The organism is Thalassotalea crassostreae (assembly GCF_001831495.1).
GTDB classification, from domain to species: domain Bacteria; phylum Pseudomonadota; class Gammaproteobacteria; order Enterobacterales; family Alteromonadaceae; genus Thalassotalea_A; species Thalassotalea_A crassostreae.
In genome coordinates this window covers 3345730-3364294 of record NZ_CP017689.1, presented here as the reverse complement: position 1 = coordinate 3364294, position 18565 = coordinate 3345730, and the positions used below count along the sequence as shown (strand labels likewise).

Genomic DNA, 18565 nt, shown 5'->3' with positions numbered 1-18565 from the left:
GTTTTATAAATGAGTTTTTTATCTTGGTGTTTCTCATATTAAAGTTTTTCATATTAAAAAGGTTAAACCTCAACGTTAAATGTTTCGCCTTTGGCGAGTTTAATTGCTGTGGTAAAAGTCAGGGTAATGTCTTTACCTTTGCTTATTATTGATGCGTTTCCATGTGATGTTTTCACCATTGATGGAATACTCTTTGGCAACAGTTCGTTAGCTTCAGTTCTAAACGAAAGTGTGTTTAGCGATAACGTACCGTAATGCAAAGTAATATTTATTTTAGAGGCTGATTTTTCATTATTTATATCAACTGAACCCCAGCCTTCGGCGCTAGTAAAGGCCGATTTAAAACTGCCTTTGTCCGTCATCCTTGGTTTAAACCCTAAATGACCTTTAGGAGCATTACTTTCAAAACCAGCTGCGGCTAAATACACACCATAAGATGCCATAGCGCGGGCGTAGTGATCGGAACATTCAATTTCATTATATGGGTTACGTTTGCTGCCATGGTATCGGTCATGAATCGCTCGAGTGATGGCTAAGCCTTTGGTTAAAAATTCTGGTTCTTCATCACTTTCCCAAACCATATGGCCGGCAACTTGATATTCAAAGCCGGTCATACATTCTTGGAAATAACCGTATTGCCAATATTTTTCCCAGTCGCCTTGACGGCCGCCTTTTGGCCAAGTACACATGACTAAGCCTGCTTCGCCGGCAAGAGCATAAGTGCGACCTTTTGCAGTTGGTGTTGCTATCGAATCTCTAAAAGGTCCCATATCAGGGCAAAAGTTATAATCCCATAAACTCGATAGGGCAGAGCGAATGGTATCGCCATCGTATAAGCGGCCAAGGTTAAGCTGATTTGCCCACCATTGCCCCATCACTTGGTCAATATAACAACCTTCACCTATGCCAATAGCATCACTGTGATTAGGGTCAATTTCTTGGGTAAAAAAGCCATGCTCAGGGTTAAATAATTTCAGTATATTCTTTTGCCCTTGCTGATAAATTGCCGCGCAAAGTTTGGCAAACTCTTTATCGCCTACCACATCAGCCATTTCTTCACCGGCGCGCAATGCTGCAATATAAAGTGAGCTTAATACCGGTATTTTTCCATACCAATCGGCATCCAAGGTATTGTGTTGTTCACCTTCCGTAATACCGTCAGGCATACCGCCTTGAGCATCTGTTAAAATGAGATACTCTAGAGCCTTTTTAGCCTTTGGATACACGCGCTTTAAAAACGCGTCATCTTCACTCATTTGATGTTCGCGATAGGTTCTTAAAATAACGCCAGCTTGACCATCGGTAGCATCTTTGTTGTTGTATTCACCTCGAAACAGAATTGCGCCATTGTCTTGAAAGCCAATCTCGTAATCGGTGCGTTCACGTAAATCTCGTTCTAAGTCAGGGAATAAGCGGCCAACAGCCTGTGCATAGTGCCATACGTGAGTACAAGTTCCAGCACAACAACCTACTCCTTCCCATGCCCAAAAACGGTTGTTATCGAAGCGATAAGCGGTATTTGTTTGTAAGGCGTTTGTTGGAATAATGGCGCGCTCTAACAACCAATGCGGTAAAGTGCTGTCGTACCAAGTATCGCGCCATAATCGGGTTAAGCTGGTTAAGTCGTTAATAGAATTTGCGATATCTAATGCCACTTCTTTCGCATCGTTATAGTTGCAGGCATACCAACGTTTAATGTTTTTGTGTTCTTTTTTAAATAGCGCCGTTTGATTTGGGAAAAACCAAGACACAATAAAAGAGACTTCTTTTGTTTCACCAGGCTCAAGTTCTAAGTTTGCTGTTAACGTGGCTAATTCTGAGTCAACAGCCACAGAGCTGTTACTATCAAGGCACATCATTGCAAACGAACCAAAGTCTGGCAGGGCGTTGATCGCCTGTTGTGCTGTTGCGTCATTACCCTGTGCGGTGGAAATAAAGCCAATACCGCTTTTATCCGAATACTCTGATGTTAATAAACGGGCATTTTGCTGTTTAGCCTTTCCTTGCAAAACAGGGTTTTCTGACCAACCTTCTACCGACAAAAGCATTGAACTTGCGCTTTTATTGGTGAAAACATAACGCATAATAGTTGCAGGATAACTTGAACGGTCTGTATCAAGCGGAATGTAAGGCGTCATTGCTTCAAGCTCAACGTTTAACTTTGTTGAAGCGTCATAGTAACTAATATCAGCAATTGGTGATTGACCTTTAAAGGTAATATCAGCAAATCCTTTATGGTCTAAGGTACGGCGAATTTTGTGTCCTTGTTGTTCAATAGAAACAGCAAAACCTTGCTCAAAATGCCATGGGCTTGTTTGTGCAGGAGGGCTAATATAATTGGCCCCATTACGCTCTTTAATTTTACTATCTCCATGTTCATTACGCAGAGTAGGGTGGTTATAGACTTGCGGCACAACGCCTTCGTGGTGCTCGTTAAAGATGTCCCAAACCCATAACTTACCATCACCACCAATATAAACGGTGCCGGTGCCAAGACCACTAATCGGCATACCAATATATTGAAGTTGTTGCCAGCCTTTGTAGGTAGTAGCACTGCCTCTTGCATAGAGAGATTTAACCCAGTCTTTATCCAGCTTTTTATCGATCGGAATAGGGCCTTCAGCTTTAGTTGTAAAAGAATCGGCACTATGAAAAGGTCCCGCCATTCTTGGCATAGAGAAAGTTGGCATAGAGAAAGCTGGCATAGAAAACGCGCCGGTCATCGTCGCCATCCCCGCACTCAAACCTTTAAGCATTTGACGTCGCTCGATACTCGGTGCACAACTGGTATTTGATGCGCAACATGAAGAGTTGTTCGATGTTTTTTTTATATCAGTCATTTAAAGCCAAAATTTTTTATTTAAAAAAAAGCCATCAAACAGTGATGGCTTTGTATTTTGTTCATTTAAGTGCTTTGCCTAAACGTTAAAACGTAAAGGTTTGCTTAATACCTGAAGCATGTGTTGCTGTTATTGTTGCACCCTTTAACGTGTCACCAATTTCAATCAATGTTGATGCAATACCTTGTTCAGATTTAACCGCAATTTTGCTGATTAGGCTGATGTCACCTTGCGTCGTAAATACAATATCTTCATGATTTACTGGCACTTTATTACCCTTAGCATCAACAAAGGTCGCGTGTACAAAGACAACATCTTTGCTGCCAGTTGCTGGCGCAACACCACTTTCATCAATGGCTACGGTAAGCTTGGCGAACTGCTCAGGTGTAGTCACGCTATGAGTTGCCACTTCGTTACCGTCAATAAATGCTTTTGCGGTTAGCGTACCTGTACTAAAGCCATCTAAATTAAATACAAACGGAGGATGATTAAGCTCGGTTGAGTACTTATCATCTGTTGGTTTGTTGCGACTAATAAGCGTGTCGTTTAAGTAAAGCGCTACTTCGTCGGCATTACTAAATACTTTTACGTCAGTGCTTGAACCTTCGCGCCACTCGTTAGCGATAAACACCATAGGACCTGATGCATATTCATCTGATTGAATGCTCGCATCACGTTGACTTTGGTAAAAGTAATAACTGTATTTCGGCAGACGATTAATGCTCATGATGCCTGATGATTCTAAGTCGTGATAATAACCACGGTTATAATCGAACATTACCCAGTAACCATCGGCAAACGCAGGGTAAGTAAGGTTGTCATTGTGCGATTCTTGTAGATTAAACGCTTGTTGTAATAAGCGCTGTTCGCCGGCGCTTAGCAGTTGACGACTTGTTCTTTCTTCTTTCTTTAAGTCTTTCCAAGCATCTTGGTTTAAACCAGCATTTTGGGCGTAGTATTCCCAATCGCCATATTCAGAAACGTTATATGGTTGAGTTGGCTCATGATAATGGCCTTTCTTTCTACGGTGTTGACGGGCCTGTAAATAGATATCAAAGTCTGGTTTCCAGCCCGCCGATAAACGAGTGTGATCTTCAGCGTGAACAATATTATTTAGTTGCTTCATAAAGCCTTTGGTCATCTTAGATTCATTTAGCGAACATTCCCACGCTAGCACGCTAGCATGGTTACGATCGCGGCGGATCATGTCATGACAAGTACGTAAAACTTGAGCTTTAAATTCTGGTGTATTAGCAAAGAACTGCCAACCTAAAATCGCATCGAGTAATACCAAACCAAGTTCATCAGCGGCATTCATAAATGCTTTAGAGTGAGGGTAGTGAGACAAGCGTACATAGTCAAAACCAGCAGATTTAATTTTTACTGCATCACGATAATCTGCTTGTGGCGACGTTGCATAACCTACATATGGGTATTCCTGATGACGATTCACACCGCGCAAAAATGTTACCTTGCCATTAATTAATAATTCGTGTTTTTCATTAAACTCAAACGAGCGAATACCAATACGAGTACTTTGACTTTCTACTAACGCATTGTCTTTAATAAGGTCAGTTTTTACCGTATACAAATTTGGTGAATTAGGGCTCCAAAGTTTGGCATTATTTACCAGTAAGTCTTGGCTAAATTGCTTGTCGGTGTTAGCTGGTAAAGAAACTAATTCAGAATAAGAGGCAACTTCTGAATTGTCACTGTTATAGATAGTTTGACGGATAGTAAATTTCGTTTCGCTATCTTCAGTATTAGCAATATGTGTTTTTACATTAACACTCGATTGTTTTTCATCAACTACTGGCGTGGTAATGAATATGCCGCCACTCGCCACTTTGTTTGCGGCAATTTCATCGGTAATGTGTAGTGGGTTTTTAACGATAATATTGACATCGCGGTATAAGCCACCATAGGTATTAAAATCTAATCGTTTTAATGGCTTAGGACCAATATCAGGATTGTCTTGGTTATTTAACTTAACCACTAAGGTATTTTCTTCACCAAGTTTAATGATGTCAGACATGTCTAAAGCAAATGGTAAATAACCACCCATATGCTCGCCTATTTTTACGTCATTTAAAAATACATGGGCATGACTCATTGCCGCTTCAAAACGAACTAAAAGTGTTTTGTTTTGCCACTCTTTCGGCGCAGTAAATACTTTTTTGTATTCTGCTAAGCCTTGCCATTGATCGTTGACGATAATAGGTTCGACATTGGCGGTATGTGGTAAAGTGACATCAACCCACTTAGAGTCAGTTAGCTCGACCTCTTTATTAGTAAGCTTTTTGAACTGCCAGTCTTGGTTAAATGGAACAATTTTGGCAGTAGCGGAAATATCTAATGTGGCATCTGCTTCACTCTGCTGACAAGCCACTAAGGTTGGCAATATTAAGAGACCAATAAAAAAAGATTTAAATAAAGTTTGCAACGTATTTCTCCTGAAGCGCTGTTACATGTGCGTTGTCGATTTGATTCGTAGATCAAAAAATTAACAATTTTCATTAGTATCTAACAAAATTTAAATTAAATAAACATATTTATCATATAAAATGTTGATTTGCATAAATGTAGGCATTACTATCTAGAGATAATAATATCAATTGGTTTGGTTTTTTCATGCTACAACGTTCAAAAAAAGTCACGACAAAATTATCAATAGCGTTTACATTAATAACTGCTTGTTTCACTTCTATGGCTAGTGCAGAGCAATCTAAAAATGCCGCTCAAACATCTGAAAATAAACGTCCTAATATTGTGTTTTTACTCGCTGATGACTTAGGTTATGGTGAAATAGGCGCCTATGGGCAAACTCAAATTAAAACCCCTAACTTAGATAAGCTTGCGACAATGGGTATGCGCTTTACCGATTTCTACGCGGGTAATGCGGTTTGTGCACCATCTCGTGCAGTATTGATGACAGGTAAGCACTCAGGACATGCCACCATTCGCGGTAATCAAGGTTACTATGAAGACAGGCAGCAGTGGGATCGAGTAGCGCTTCGAAAAGACGAACAAACATTAGGCGAATTAATGCAAGACGCGGGCTATAACACCGGGTTTGTCGGTAAGTGGCATTTAGGATTACCAGAGGATACGTCTACTTGGGCTCATGGTCGTGGGTTTAATTACGCAGTACAAGAACAATGGGGCAAAGCCGATGACGACACAACCTTTGATGAACGTGAGCATTGGGTAAATGGTCGTGAATCTAGCAGTTTTTATGATTACACTCAATTTGATAATCTAGATGAATTTAGAACTAATTTTGCCATTAAATTTTTAGATAAACATAAGCAAAATAAAGCCACGAAAGAACAACCTTTCTTCTTATTTATGTCGTACCGTGCTCCACATGGACATGAATGGACAGTGCGTAATGTGAATATGTATAAAGAATACAACTGGCCTGAAGGTGAGCGCCATCATGCCACTAAAGTTACGCTATGGGATCAACAAGTAGGTCGTTTAATTGATTACCTAACGCATATTGGCGAAATCGATAATACCTTAATCGTGCTTACTAGCGACAATGGTCCTCATAATGAACGCAGTACAACATCGGGTGAGCATGACTATCGATTTTTTGATAGTAATGGCCAATATACTGGCTTTAAACGAGATTTGTACGAAGGCGGCCTGCGCGTTCCACATATTGCTGTTTGGGCAAATAAGATTAAACCTGGTTCAGTATCAAAACACATAGGTGCATCACAAGATTTCATGACAACGTTCGCTGAAATTGCTGGCGTAGAAACTGATAAAAATCTTGATGGTATTTCGTTATTGCCAACTTATTTACAACAGGGTACGCAGCAACAGCATCCTTATTTATATTGGGAAGAGCAGCGCAAATTCACTGAACAACCGAGAAAATCACTATTGCGTGCTGTAAGAGAAGGTACCTGGAAGGCGGTACAAGTTAACCTTGATAGACCAATAGAAATTTATAATTTGGATAATGACCCTAGTGAAAAAAATAACCTAGCCAAGCAATACCCAGAAAAGGTAGAGCATTTCAAAAAGTTATTTGAGCAATCGAGTGTACCTACTGAGTTGTTTCCGTTTGCTCATAACGATAAACCAATTATCGTAAAACCTAAAAAGAAGTAATTGAGTAACTTTACAGTAAGTTGAAAACGCTAAGGCTGATAATCGATTATCAGCCTTTTTTATTTAAATTTGAGCATAATTAACCTTAGGAATCCGATGCAAAAGTTAGCAAAACTGTTATTTGTTTTATCAATCTTCGTTGGCTTTAACAATGCAAATGCACAGACAGAGGGTGAAGAATTACAACCCAATATTTTGTTTATTATTGCTGATGATTTACGTATGAATATTGGCTGCTATGGGGATAAGCTGGTGGTCACTCCAAACCTGGATAGATTTTGCAAGCAAAGCATGCAATTCAATCGCTCTTACGTTCAATTCCCAAGCTGTAATGCGTCACGAGCGTCAATGTTAACCGGCATGCGCCCCGATTCAATTAAGGTGTGGAAGTTAAATCAAAACTTTCGAAAAATAAATCCTGATATCATCACTTTACCTCAATATTTTAAGCAACATGGTTATCATACCGAGTCGATAGGCAAGGTTTTACATAACTATAATAAGATTCAGGACAATGACAAGTCATGGTCGGTACCTGCAAGGTTCGATCAAGAAAATCACTTTAGAGATTACGCACTAGAGTCTAATAATTGGCAAGGAAAAATACGTGGCACAGTGACTGAAAGTGTTGATGTCAGTGATGACTCCTATGTTGATGGACGCATAACATCAGATGCAGTGAATACCATCCGTCAGTTGGCCAAAAAAGATAACCCTTTTTTTCTTGCCGTTGGTTTTATGAAACCGCATGCGCCATTTAATCCTCCTAAAAAGTACTGGGACTTATATCAGTCGAATGATATTCAGCCACTTAGTTCGATACAACGAGTAGAAAACGCTGGCGCTTACAATTGGTTTAACTATAGAGAAATAAGAACGCTAAAAGATGTACCAAAGCAAGGTGAAGTATCAGCGCAATTAGCTCAACGTATGCGTCATGGGTATTATGCCGCAACCAGTTTCTTTGACGCCAATGTGGGGCAGTTACTCAATGCATTAAAACAATATGGATTAGATAAAAATACCATTGTTATCGTGTCTTCCGATCATGGTTATCACTTAGGTGAAAACGACCATTGGACAAAGGTGATGGTACGCGAACTAGATGCACAGGTACCACTCATTATTAAAGTGCCAGAAAAAAATGCTGGGCAAACACAGGCCATTGTCGAATATACAGATATCTTTCCAACACTTATTGAGCTTGCTAACCTGCCTGAACTTGAGGCATTAGATGGACAAAGCTTTAGCCAAGTTTTTAATGACCCCAATTCAAAAGCCAGGCAAGCAGCGCTCACCCAAGTCAGTAGACCGTGGCCCCAAGGCGAAATAAAGAAGATGGCTTATTCACTAAGGGATGAGCGGTACCGTTACACGCAATGGGTCAACTTTGAAAATCAAGAAATTATCTCAGAAGAGTTATATGACCACTTTAATGATCCCGCAGAACAGTATAATTTGATGCCACAAGACGTTAACCAAAAGACGTTACAAAAGTTTAGAATTTTAATGAAAAACAATCGTGAATAACACTGATGTGCGATATGATAGGCACAGTTTTAGCGAAGTTTGTTACTTTTTACCCTAAGTTCCGTTTATGCATATTGTCCTTTTAACTTGTTAAACAATCATCTGTTTGACGAGTATCGAACAACTTTTCACCTCAATGTGTCTATTTATAATTTTTATTAAACAGTAAGGTTTTAGCGATGACAGATACTGCCGAAAAAGCCAGTGTAACCAAGTCTAGTGTGATTAAGTTAAATGATAACTTTGTTCTTACAAACGGACAAACGATTAAAAACCGTTTGTTTAAATCGGCAATGAGTGAGCAGCTAGGTACAAAAAACCATGAACCACAACCGGGTATCGCAACGCTTTATGGCCGATGGGCGAAAGGCGGTATAGGATTGGCAATGACTGGTAATGTGATGATTGACCGCACTGCGTTAGGCGAACCAAAAAACATCGTTTTAGATGACCAAAGTGATTTGCAAAAATTTAAGCAGTGGGCAGAAGCGGGCAAACAGAATAATGCGCATATTTGGGTGCAGTTAAATCACCCTGGTAAACAAATTCCCAGCTTTTTGTGTGATCAACCTGTTGCTCCGTCTGCTATTTCATTAGGTCGAGGTTTAGATAAAGGCTTTAATACACCGCGCGAACTCACCGAATCAGAAATATTAAGCATCATTAATAAGTTTGCCATCAGCGCAAAACTATCACAACAAGCTGGGTTTAGCGGCGTTCAAATACATGGCGCACATGGTTATTTAATCAGTCAATTCTTATCTTCTCGACACAATCAACGAACTGACAAATGGGGCGGAAGCCTAGAGAATCGTATGCGTTTCGTATTGTCGGTGTATCAGGCAATTCGATTACAAGTAGGACCAATCTTTCCTGTCGGTATAAAGTTAAATAGCGCTGACTTTATGAAAGGCGGCTTTACCGAAGAAGAATCAATGCAGGTTGTTCAGGCTCTTTCTGATGCTGGAATAGATTTAATTGAAATATCTGGCGGTACGTACGAAAGCCCTTCTATGATGGGCGCAAAAGACAAGAAAGAAACGGTAAAGCAGAGCACCATAAAACGCGAAGCTTACTTTCTAGATTATATGGAAAAAGTTCGTAAATTGGTGGCAACGCCGCTAGTTGTTACTGGTGGATTTCGCAGTGGTTCGGCAATGAATGAAGCGTTACAAACAAGTGCGACCGACTTTGTTGGTCTTGCTCGTACCATGGCCATTGATCCTGAGTTTCCTAATAAATTGCTAGCCGATAACAGTCATAGTATGCCTTTAGCTGTGCCAACGACAGGCAAACCCGTATTAGATAGAATGGCTTCGGTTGGCTTGGTTTGGTATGAACACCAAATGTGGCGAATAGCAAAAGGTAAAAATTCAAAGCCAAATTTAAGCGCACTAGGTGTTGTGTTTAAAACTTTGTTAAGTGCAGGTTTGTTCGCATTTAAGAAGCGCAGAGCGTAACCCAAATATCCATAATAATTGCTTTTGTTATTCGAGCAAAAAATAAAACTGTTCAAATTGTTTTGCAGCGATATTTGGCCTATTGAGTCTCCGTTAGCCGTATATACACTATTTAAAAACTTCCTTAGAACTCATTCTTGCTTTAAAAATAGCGCTGCATTTCAAAAGCAAAGAAAAAAGCAGATAAAGCTCCTGTTAGCACCAAGCCTAAAGCGTAAAACCTGGAATTGACCGATGTAGAGTAATAACGCCGAAATTTTGATAAAACAAAGTGAGTGAAGAAAAAAAAGGAAATACCAAACCAGAAACAGGCTACTAGATAGGCTGAAAAACCGTAGAAATAAACTGGATAATCGTCAAAATAAAATACGGCTTCAGAATCAATAACTAGATACGGCAATGTCCAGATTAAAATAGCAAGGGGGAGGAATACACCTAAAACCCAAAGTTCTACTTTTTCATACTTTGTCAAAGGTGAGAATTCCGCGTAATGCATCTTAAACCTAACGCCTCAATTGTAAACTTTTAATCGTTGGCTACAATGTAAAACTAAAATGTAAAACTAAGCAGAACCGAACCAACAATTAAAAGTCCTGCTTGAATGCCTTGTAAGGATAGTTACTTATTTAATAAAGCAAACTTTGTAAAGATAAAGCTACCATTAAAATACCAAGAAATAAAACTAGACCCGGACGAATTTTGGCTTCTTCTTTCGGAATACTTCTTAAACTTAATTTATTACTGAATCTAAAAAATATGGAAAGAATATTGGCTCCGGTTACGGGCTTAGCAATTAGAAATAAACCGCTGCAGCCTATTAAAATAGCAATAACTAATAGAAAATCCATTTTTTAACCTAACCTCCTTAAACAGTTTGTTATATTTCGCTTAATATCATGTGCAGTAATGGAAAAGGGTTACCCTGACCATCTAGTGGAGAGCGACCTACAACTTTAAATCCAAAATGCTTATAAAAACCTATTGCATCAGGGTTTTGTTCATTTACATCAACCTTGGTTGCAGATTGAGTCTGAATTGCGTTTTTAAGTAACAGCGAGCCAGCGCCACAATTACGAAAATTAGGTGTGATAAATAACATTTCAATATTACCTTCAGCAACACCAATAAAACCAACAATATCCTCTTTGTCATTTTTAGCGACTCTTAAATCAACAGCATCAAAGTAATGTTTAAGAATAAGAGGTTTTAACGATTTTATATTTTCTTCCGGTAAAAAGTCATGAGTTGCTCGGACAGATAGCTCCCAAATTTCAATTAAAGTTAAGTAATCTTCTTTTGATGTGATGTCAATTTTCATGGTGAACCTTTGTGATATATAACGCCCTGTTAAGGGGCTGACAAATGTTTGGCTAAACTGGATAGCGTAGTGGAACCGAGCCAAACTTGAACATTGTCACTTAAACAGCTTGCATGTTTTGACCTCAACTTATCGCTTCTTTCGCCATAACGACAAAACGAGCATTAGAGTAAATAAAAGCATGAAAGGCAGATTAATTAATGCCCCTGGAGCTTCTCCTAAAGTTTCAACTGACTTATGGGGACCGATATAGAAAGCTCGCACACCGTACTCAATTATTCCTAGTAAGTACATTAAAGGAATTATTGCTCGATATCTTACGCACGCAAATAGATAAATAATACCTATTATTAATTGCGACAGTCCCCACAACGCAAAAATACCGATAATCGTTAGCGATGCTCCTTGTGCATATGCATCGAGAGGAATTGTAGCTATAGATTGTGCTCCACCGTCAGACGAAAACAAATGATGCTGGCTTCGCCATAAGGTTACAGCGGTCAATAAATAAAAAAACCAAAGGGCAATCTTATTACCAAGAAAACTGTTGTCGATTTTTTTTGGCAGCAATAAGCTTAAATCCAACATTTATAACTCCTTTGGTTGGCAAAACGATAAAATCAAAACACCTTATTAACAAGAGAACATCTACATCTTAACGATTAAATGCAGATTATAAAACTAAGTATTTTATTTAATAAGTATATAAGTCGAGCCAAAAAAAAAGCGATAACTTTCGTTATCGCTCTTTACTTGTCTTTAAAACTATTTGGATGTTAACTACATTGCCTCTACGAAGCTTGCTTCATCCCAGTAGTAAGTCTTCTCGCCAGCAGTGGCACCATCAGTACCAAAGTTGAAGAAGATAGATGCTTTGTCGAATACCCAATCAGGGTGAATCAACGGTTCAGTACCTGTCGCTTCATTATTGAAGTCAAAGGTAAGCTCTTCCCAAGCGTTAGCTACTGTAGTCATTGCTTCAGTTTCAACGGTATGAGTTGCGTCATCGTGATCTTCAAGCTTCAAACGAACTGGAATATTTGCGTCTGGAGAATAAACCCAAACTTTCATTTTACTGTTCGTTGTAGTTACTGGGATCACTGTCGCAAAACCTTCATCCGTACCCATTGTAGTACCAGCCCACAATGCTGCGGAATCAGACTTAGTTGTTTTCACAACAGTACCTTTAGTGCCTGCAGGATCTGCAACCAATTCACTTGTATTACCACCAAAGTCAGTAAGCGTGTAATCAACATCCATCGCTTCGAAGTTAAGTGGTAAGTCAATTTGTGAACCACTAGGTACAACTACATCAGAACCAGTGTTAAGAATTTGAACATTGTCGATGCGGTATACGGCATTGGCACCAGTTCCCCAACCTGGGAACATCATAATGACATCAATCTTACTTAAATCTAAGCCTGCTGAAGCTAAATCTGAAAGATTAAATGTATAGGTCTGCCATGTATCTAATACTGGAGCAGCATGACCTTCTTGACTAGAAGATAAAGCGATATCGCCTGTACTTGTCGCAGCGCTATCACTTTCAACTTTAAGGAACCAGTTAACATCACCAGGTGTTGCAACAAGTTTTAGATCAAAAGTTAATACACCGGTATCTTTACTGCCACTTGCGTCAAATGGCATGCTATCTACAGCACCATCAGCTGCTCGTGAATTAAATCCATTCACTGTTTCTGGGTTAACGATACTAAATTCAATAGTATTACCGTGATCACCATCAACTACTTCAGCGAGTGAATTCACATCAGTGTTACAACAAACCCATGCAAACCAGTCAGCTCGATTTGTTTCATCAAAAACAGTAATTTCGTTACCGTCAGGGGCAGGTGGTTCTACATCAGAGTCGTTTCCTGTTTTAAGTATTTTTACGTTATCAATGCGGTATACCGCGTTAGCACCAGTACCCCATGCTGGGAATACCATAACAACGTCAAGTTTACTTAAATCTAATCCGGCAGCTGCTAAGTCTGAAAGATTAAATGTATAGGTCTGCCATGTATCTAATACAGGAGCAGCATGACCTTCTTGGCTAGACGATAACGCAATTTCACCCGTAGATGTCGCAGCATTATCACTTTCAGCTTTTAAGAACCATGTAGTATCACCAGGGGTAGCAATAAGTTTTAAGTCAAAGGTTAATACACCTTCAGCAGCTATCGGACTTGCATTAAATGGCATACCACCTACTGCACCATCGCCAACGCGTGAATTAAACCCATTCACCGTTTCAGGGTTTACAATACTAAATTCGATAGTATTACCGTGATCTTCATCATCAACAACTTCAGCTAGGCTATTCACGTCAGTGTTACAACAAACCCATGCAAACCAATCAGCACGATTTGTATCATCAAAAATAACGATTTCATCTGGTTGTGGTTCAACAGGTGGCTCAACCGGTGGATCAACAGGCGGTTCAACAACCGAGTCGTTACCATCTTTTAAGATTTGCACATTATCGATACGATAAACGGCATTAGCGCCAGTGCCCCATGCAGGGAATATCATCACAACATCGATTTTACTAGTATCTAAACCTGCAGCTGCTAAATCTGAAAGGTTAAACGTATAAGTCTGCCATGTATCTAATGCAGGAGCAGCATGACCTTCTTGGCTAGAAGATAAAGCGATATCGCCTGTACTTGTCGCAGCATTATCACTTTCAGCTTTTAAGAACCATGCGGTATCACCAGGTGTTGCTACAAGTTTTAAATCAAATTTAATTACACCCGTATCTGTAATATCGCTCGCATCAAATGGCATGCCATCAACAGCCCCATCACCAACACGTGAATTAAATCCGTTAACTGTTTCAGCATTTACAATACTAAATTCAATTGTATTGCCATGATCTTCATCATCAACTACTTCAGCTAATGTATTTACGTCAGTATTACAACATACCCATGCAAACCAATCAGCACGATTTGTATCAGCAAAAATTGTAATTTCATCAGCAGATGGTTCTACTGGCGGCTCTACCGGAGGCTCAACCGGTGGCTCTGGCTCATCATCGCCACCTTCAGGAGCAAACATCACGTTATCGACTAGGTATACAGCACCTTCACCTGTACTCCATGCTGGGAAAATCATGATTACGTCGATTTGTGTAGGATCAAAACCTGCAGAAACTAGGTCTGAAATTTTGAATGTATAATGCTGCCAAGTATCTAATTCTGGTGCAGCATGTGCTTCAACACTTGTTGAAAGAGGGACTTCAAGTGCACTTGCACCACTATTACTTTCAAGCTTTAACATCCAAGTAGTGTCACCTGGAGAAGAAGTCATTTTTAAATCAAATGAAAGGGTTCCGCCCGGTAATAACTGCTCACTAGCGTTATACGGCATAGGGTTAACAGCACCGTCACTTGCACGGCTAATAAAGCCCATAACGGTAGGCTCAGCGCCAATTGAGAATTCAACTGCATTACCATAGTCACCACCAGCATTTACCATTACTGGAGTAGAGCCACCACAACAGTCCCATGCTGGCCAACTAGCTAATTGATTGTCAGCAAAAACGACAAAGCTAGTAACATTTACTTCGTAATCTTCTGGTAAAACAACCGTGATTTCGAAGGTTTGTCTTTGAACATCAAAGCCATCACTGACCGCTAGACTAACAGTATGAACACCTGCATTTGCCGCAGTCGGTGTACCTGATAACACCCCTGTGTCAGGGTCAAAGTTTAACCAATTTGGCAAAGTGCTTGCAGACATTGTAAGGCTTGTATCTGCATCTGAATCGGAAGCAATAAATATATACGTATATTCTTGATCTACTTCAATAGAAGCTGCCGCTGTGCTTTCAATTACAGGAGCGGTATTCGCTGTCACTGTAGAAGCACTAACTACTTCCTCGTCAATTGTTGTTGAATTTCCACCACATGCTGTTAATGCGACCGCTAAACTCGCGGATAACAAAGCTCTTTTTAGGTGGACTTTGCTGTTAACTAAAGTCATTTCTTTCCCCATTTAGATTTATATATTTTTTAGGTAAATTGATTAAGATTAAAAAATATCCAATATCACCATGGAACATCGAAAATCTATCATCAACTATAAAGCGGTGAAGTGGGATGAGGGGAGCGATGAAGTGGAATATCGGTTGTTTTTTATTCTTGTAACCGTAAAAAAAATAACCATTTTTGCCAATAATTATCGTTTACTTGTCCAGTTTATCGCGATAGTAATCCATCCTATCTATTTAGCCTTGAGAAACCAGAGTTGCTGTTGTGTTATGTATAAATATAAAAGTAAAAACATTAAAACTATAAGCATATAAAGAAATGATAAAATGATAAGAGTTTATCTATGAACAAATTGACCACCTATGGCATCAAACACATAAGAAAAAGAGTTGAGAAGATTCTCGTTTTATTTTTGACGACGCTAATTTTTTCATGTGGCGGCGGTAGCAGCGACGAAGTTGATACAGTTGACACTCAGGTTGACCAAAATGCAGGTTCTGAACAACAGAACTCAAATAATAACAATTCAGATAACAGCGATGCCGACAATGACGGTGTAGTTGATTCTGAAGATAGTTGCCCAAATTCTGAAGCGCAGGCTAATGTTGGTGACGATGGCTGTGATATTCACCAAGACTTGTTAGAAGTAGCAGTAAACTATGGTGTTCTTGTTGGTGGTGAGAACGCTGATAAACCTGGATTTACTTTGTATGTTTTTGATGATGACTTAAATACAGATGGCAGCAATTGTATTGATTCATGTGCTAGTGCCTGGCCACCAGTATTAGTTACTGATGGAATCGCTAGTGGTATTGATGACCTAACAACAATTGTTCGAAGTGATGGTACCTTACAAGCGGCATATCGAGGCCGACCTTTATATTACTATGTGAACGATTTAGCTGCCGGCGATGTTAATGGTAGCGATATAAATGGCTGGGATATTCAGCTTTTTCAATACACTAATGTGGACCCAGATAAAGATAAAGATGATGATGTGGTTCCTGAGCCGGATCCAAATTTAGGCGATATCGTACCCTTATACAACGCTTTAACTGAACAAGAACCGGCTATTTTATATGAAACCGATGACGCGGTAATTACCAAGTTTGCCGATCGTGGTCGTGACCGTCATGCCAAAGAAGACCAATTTCAACAATACGACCATTATCTGTCACATTATTGGACCCATCGCACGGCGAGATTTAAGTTTACCGATTATGTTGCTAAAGGTGGTTCTTCGATTAAAGTAGAGTGGGTATCTGAATGGAAGCTGCAAGCACTAGAATTTAGAGCTTGGTATTCTGGCATGAATACAGTGGCAGAATATCACGGTAATTACGAGCCACAAGTTGTTGTTGAAGGTAAGGGAACCTTTGATAATGACCTACAAAAAACCAGTAGCCAAGGCGATCAATATAAGTACTCACTTGTTATCAATGATTATAGAGCGTTAAATGGCAGCAGTTCAGCGTTGGCAATTGGTCAATATATGGAAGTGGAAATCAGCCAATTTCTCGATGGCGTACCAGAAGGGCGTGCGAACTACTATGGAACTACATATCTTTATCAGGTAGGTAAAGGTGGTATGGTGCCATGGAAAACCGTTGGTGACTTTGCCATAAAATCTTCAGAGCGTGAAAATTCTCACCCTATTGACAAAAGCGGTTGGTTAGGTGGCGATACCACATTGCCATATCAATATACCAACGAACCGAACGATCACTTTATGCAAATGGCGACTAACCTTTCTAGTGTTAATGGTCAGCCTTTCGTCTTAGGTAGAAGAGTTCTACATACTTCATTTGTGGACGGTCAACACGATGAAGATCCTGCCAATGGCAAATTTAATGAATTATCTGGCAAAGCTGGACCTCATTTTATTAACGAAAGCTGTACTAGCTGTCACGAACGTAATGGCCGCGCGGCTCCTGCTGAAGTGAATGAGAACCTAGATAAGTGGGTATTTAAGATCGCGGATAGTTACGGCGATAGTGAATCGTCACGCGGTAATGTATTACAGCCTAGAAGCTCCGGAGATGTGATAGGTGAAGGTGAGGTGTCAATTGCATCTTGGACTGAAGAAAATGGCTTACGCTCACCAAATTATCAATTTTCAAAAGGTGCGCCAGCGAAATTCTCTGCGCGCATAGCACCACAACTTGTTGGTTTGGGTTTATTAGAAGCCGTGTCTGAAGAAAGTATTTTAGCGTTAGCTGATGAAAACGATGAATTTGCTCCATTTGGTATTTCAGGTAAAGCACAGAAAGTTATCGATCCTGTGACCAAACAAACTCGCCTCGGCCGATTCGGTTGGAAAGCGGGTACTGGCAGTATTAAACATCAAGTCGCAGCGGCGCTTAATACTGATATGGGGGTAATGACTAGCGTATTACCAACCCCTGATTGTGGTGCAACCCAAAAACAAAATAATGAATGTGGAAGTAACACTACTGAGCTAAGTGATGAACATCTAGAAAATTTAGTTAAGTATATCTCTTTATTAGGCGTAAGAGCGCAGCGTAATTTAGACGATGCTGGCGTACAAAATGGTAAAGTGCTATTTAACAATATCGGATGTGTTGACTGTCATACAGATACGCTGACAACAAGCGAACATCATCCTCTAACCGAATTGGTTGGCCAAACAATCCATCCATACAGCGATATGCTATTGCACGACATGGGTGAAGGCTTAGCTGATAATTTAGGTGAAGGCCTTGCAACCGGTGCAGAGTGGCGCACAACACCGTTATGGGGTATCGGCTTATCGGCTTGTGTTACAGGCGGTGTAATTAATCCGATTGGCGGTCAAGGTAATGAAGTTTGTTCGCCAGTTCACAGCTATTTACATGATGGTCGAGCTCGTACCATTGACGAAGCGATACTATGGCATGGTGGTGAATCAGAGGCATCGAAAGTTAAATACCAACAACTTAGTGCCAGTGATAAAGAAGATTTATTGAGCTTTTTAAATTCGCTGTAAGTTTAACTGATATTCCCGTCTGCCACCGATACTATTCATTAAATTGAATACTATCGGTGGCTTTTTTAGTTCTTCGCTACTCATAAATCTAATGCGAGAAAAAATAGACTTCTTGAACACACTTGATTCGACTTCCTGAACACACTTGATTCGACTTCCTGAACTAGTTTCAGGATCTGTTTCAGCAACGCAGTGACCAGCTTAAAAGTGCATTAGCGGAATAAATATAACCTAGTAAAACCCCCGAAGAAGTACACACATAATAAGAAAAAATACAACGTCATCCTCGAGGAGCATAAGCGATATCGGGG

At 39.9% G+C, this 18565-nt stretch carries 11 protein-coding genes; 4 read left to right on the top strand and 7 right to left on the bottom strand.

Annotated elements, in window-relative coordinates:
- Positions 1 to 62: 62 nt before the first annotated feature.
- Together LT090_RS14560 and LT090_RS14555 are read right to left on the bottom strand one after the other, a co-directional pair.
- Positions 63 to 2840, bottom strand: coding sequence for a GH116 family glycosyl hydrolase (locus LT090_RS14560; protein WP_068544287.1), 2778 nt, complete (start codon positions 2838 to 2840; stop codon positions 63 to 65).
- Between the two features lie 85 nt (positions 2841 to 2925).
- Positions 2926 to 5283, bottom strand: coding sequence for a glycoside hydrolase family 2 protein (locus LT090_RS14555; RefSeq protein ID WP_082896994.1), 2358 nt, complete (start codon positions 5281 to 5283; stop codon positions 2926 to 2928).
- A 188-nt stretch (positions 5284 to 5471) separates the two neighbouring features.
- Between LT090_RS14555 and LT090_RS14550 the strand changes: the two genes are divergently transcribed.
- The 3 genes from LT090_RS14550 (at position 5472) to LT090_RS14540 (ending at position 9955) form a co-directional block, all read left to right on the top strand.
- Entirely contained in the window at positions 5472 to 6965 is a 1494-nt protein-coding gene (locus LT090_RS14550) for a sulfatase-like hydrolase/transferase (protein ID WP_089152972.1), read from the top strand.
- A 96-nt stretch (positions 6966 to 7061) separates the two neighbouring features.
- Positions 7062 to 8495 (top strand): sulfatase, encoded by a 1434-nt coding sequence (locus LT090_RS14545; RefSeq protein ID WP_068544286.1) that lies wholly within the window; start codon positions 7062 to 7064, stop codon positions 8493 to 8495.
- A 179-nt stretch (positions 8496 to 8674) separates the two neighbouring features.
- On the top strand, positions 8675 to 9955 hold the full coding sequence (locus tag LT090_RS14540) for an NADH:flavin oxidoreductase/NADH oxidase family protein (RefSeq protein WP_068544285.1): 1281 nt from the start codon (positions 8675 to 8677) through the stop codon (positions 9953 to 9955).
- Between the two features lie 142 nt (positions 9956 to 10097).
- On the opposite strand, the gene LT090_RS14535 is transcribed toward LT090_RS14540, so the two are convergent.
- The 5 genes from LT090_RS14535 to LT090_RS14515 form a co-directional block, all read right to left on the bottom strand.
- A complete protein-coding gene (locus LT090_RS14535) occupies positions 10098 to 10427 on the bottom strand; it encodes a hypothetical protein (RefSeq protein WP_157726571.1) in 330 nt (109 codons plus the stop codon).
- Between the two features lie 154 nt (positions 10428 to 10581).
- Positions 10582 to 10803 (bottom strand): hypothetical protein, encoded by a 222-nt coding sequence (locus tag LT090_RS14530; RefSeq protein ID WP_068544283.1) that lies wholly within the window; start codon positions 10801 to 10803, stop codon positions 10582 to 10584.
- 29 nt (positions 10804 to 10832) lie between these two features.
- Positions 10833 to 11273 carry an acetyltransferase gene (locus LT090_RS14525; RefSeq protein WP_068544282.1) on the bottom strand — a complete coding sequence of 147 codons (441 nt, stop codon included), beginning with the start codon at positions 11271 to 11273 and terminating at the stop codon, positions 10833 to 10835.
- Positions 11274 to 11402: 129 nt separating this feature from the next.
- Positions 11403 to 11861 (bottom strand): hypothetical protein, encoded by a 459-nt coding sequence (locus LT090_RS14520; RefSeq protein ID WP_068544281.1) that lies wholly within the window; start codon positions 11859 to 11861, stop codon positions 11403 to 11405.
- 192 nt (positions 11862 to 12053) lie between these two features.
- Positions 12054 to 15260, bottom strand: a complete 3207-nt coding sequence (locus LT090_RS14515; RefSeq protein ID WP_068544280.1) for a putative Ig domain-containing protein — start codon at positions 15258 to 15260, stop codon at positions 12054 to 12056.
- A 351-nt stretch (positions 15261 to 15611) separates the two neighbouring features.
- On the opposite strand from LT090_RS14515, the gene LT090_RS14505 reads away from it, so the two are divergent.
- Positions 15612 to 18254 (top strand): di-heme oxidoredictase family protein, encoded by a 2643-nt coding sequence (locus tag LT090_RS14505; RefSeq protein WP_068544279.1) that lies wholly within the window; start codon positions 15612 to 15614, stop codon positions 18252 to 18254.
- Positions 18255 to 18565: the final 311 nt, after the last annotated feature.

What these genes read in the sequence shown, in the direction of transcription:
- LT090_RS14560 (WP_068544287.1), bottom strand. Translation starts at nt 2,840, where the DNA reads ATGACTGATATAAAAAAAACATCGAACAACTCTTCATGTTGCGCATCA.
- LT090_RS14550 (WP_089152972.1), top strand. Translation starts at nt 5,472, where the DNA reads ATGCTACAACGTTCAAAAAAAGTCACGACAAAATTATCAATAGCGTTT.
- LT090_RS14545 (WP_068544286.1), top strand. Translation starts at nt 7,062, where the DNA reads ATGCAAAAGTTAGCAAAACTGTTATTTGTTTTATCAATCTTCGTTGGC.
- LT090_RS14540 (WP_068544285.1), top strand. Translation starts at nt 8,675, where the DNA reads ATGACAGATACTGCCGAAAAAGCCAGTGTAACCAAGTCTAGTGTGATT.
- LT090_RS14530 (WP_068544283.1), bottom strand. Translation starts at nt 10,803, where the DNA reads ATGGATTTTCTATTAGTTATTGCTATTTTAATAGGCTGCAGCGGTTTA.
- LT090_RS14525 (WP_068544282.1), bottom strand. Translation starts at nt 11,273, where the DNA reads ATGAAAATTGACATCACATCAAAAGAAGATTACTTAACTTTAATTGAA.
- LT090_RS14520 (WP_068544281.1), bottom strand. Translation starts at nt 11,861, where the DNA reads ATGTTGGATTTAAGCTTATTGCTGCCAAAAAAAATCGACAACAGTTTT.
- LT090_RS14515 (WP_068544280.1), bottom strand. Translation starts at nt 15,260, where the DNA reads ATGACTTTAGTTAACAGCAAAGTCCACCTAAAAAGAGCTTTGTTATCC.
- LT090_RS14505 (WP_068544279.1), top strand. Translation starts at nt 15,612, where the DNA reads ATGAACAAATTGACCACCTATGGCATCAAACACATAAGAAAAAGAGTT.